This is a genomic window from Curtobacterium sp. MCBA15_005, from assembly GCF_001864855.1.
Classification (GTDB): Bacteria; Actinomycetota; Actinomycetes; order Actinomycetales; family Microbacteriaceae; genus Curtobacterium; species Curtobacterium flaccumfaciens.
In genome coordinates this window covers 1,028-2,210 of sequence record NZ_MJGL01000010.1, presented here as the reverse complement: position 1 = coordinate 2,210, position 1,183 = coordinate 1,028, and the positions used below count along the sequence as shown (strand labels likewise).

The 1,183-nt window shown below is 71.0% G+C and carries 2 protein-coding genes; both read right to left on the bottom strand.

What is annotated here, in order from left to right:
* Nucleotides 1–193, bottom strand: a 193-nt coding sequence (locus BIU89_RS08010; RefSeq protein WP_175474989.1) for a Gfo/Idh/MocA family oxidoreductase, incomplete at its 3' end; no start/stop codon positions are given.
* A gap of 43 nt (nucleotides 194–236) precedes the next feature.
* Nucleotides 237–1,169: a sugar phosphate isomerase/epimerase family protein gene (locus BIU89_RS08005; protein WP_071245703.1), complete on the bottom strand. Its 933-nt coding sequence runs from the start codon at nucleotides 1,167–1,169 to the stop codon at nucleotides 237–239.
* Between the last annotated feature and the right edge of the window lie 14 nt (nucleotides 1,170–1,183).

Below are 1,183 nucleotides of genomic sequence, written 5' to 3'. Positions count from 1 at the left end.
GCGCCTCGTCGAAGGACGCGGCGGTGATCGCGCCGGGCGCCAGGGCGGCTGCCGCGGCGGCACGGGCCTGGTCGGGCTCGACGACGGCGACGACGTCGGCGTTCGAGATCTTGGCGGTGATGCGGCGGACGTGGTCGGCGCCCATCATGCCGGCGCCGACGACGGCGACGCGGAGGTTCTGCGTGGTGGTCATGGTGGTGTTCTCCTGGGGTTGTTGACGCTGCGTGGACGGCGCGTCAGGAGGCGCGGGCGGCCGACGTCGAGCCGAAGATGTGCTGGAAGGTGCGCTCGGCGATCGGGCCGGGGGCGTCGACGGAGCAGCCGTACATGTCCTGCTCGACGATGCCGAAGACGTCCGGGTTGATCGCGGCGACGGCCTCGATGATCGGGGCGAGCTCCGGGGTGCCGTGCGGCGGCTCGGTCATGATGCCCTGCGACACGGCGGTGGCGAACGGCACGTCGTTCTTGAGCACGTCGAACAGCAGGTCGGTGTCGACCTGCTTGAGGTGCAGGTAGCCGATGCGCTCCGGGTGGGCGGCGATGAGCTTGAGGTTGTCGCCGCCGTAGTAGGCGAAGTGGCCGGTGTCGAGGCAGAGGTTGGTGTACTCGGGGTTCGTGACCTCGAGGAACCGCACGGTCTCCTTGTAGGTGCCGACGTGGCTGTCCGCGTGGGTGTGGAACTGCTGGTGGACGCCGTACTCCTCGAGCAGCGCCTTGCCGAGCTGGTCGTGGCCCTTGCCGAGACGCTCCCACTGCTCGCCGGTGAGCGTGCGCGACTCGAGCACCTCTTCGGTGGCGTCCGAGCGCCACAGGTCGGGGATCGTCACCAGGTGCTCGGCGCCGAGCTTCGCGGCCAGGCCGGCGACCGCGACGGCCTGGTCCCACGCACGCTGGAACTGGTCCTCGCCCTTGTGGAACCCGGTGAAGACCGTGCCCGCCGACAGCTTGAGCCCGCGGGACTCGAGCTCGTCGGACAGCTGGGACGGGTCGGTCGGCAGGTACCCGTACGGGCCGAGCTCGATCCACTCGTACCCGGCGGCGGACGCCTCGTCGAGGAAGCGCTGCCACGGCACCTGCTTCGGGTCGTCCGGGAACCAGACGCCCCACGAGTCCGGGGCGGTGCCGATGCGGATCGATGCGGGCGCCGCGTCGGTCGCGGGGCTGCCGATGGGGGTGGCGGTGT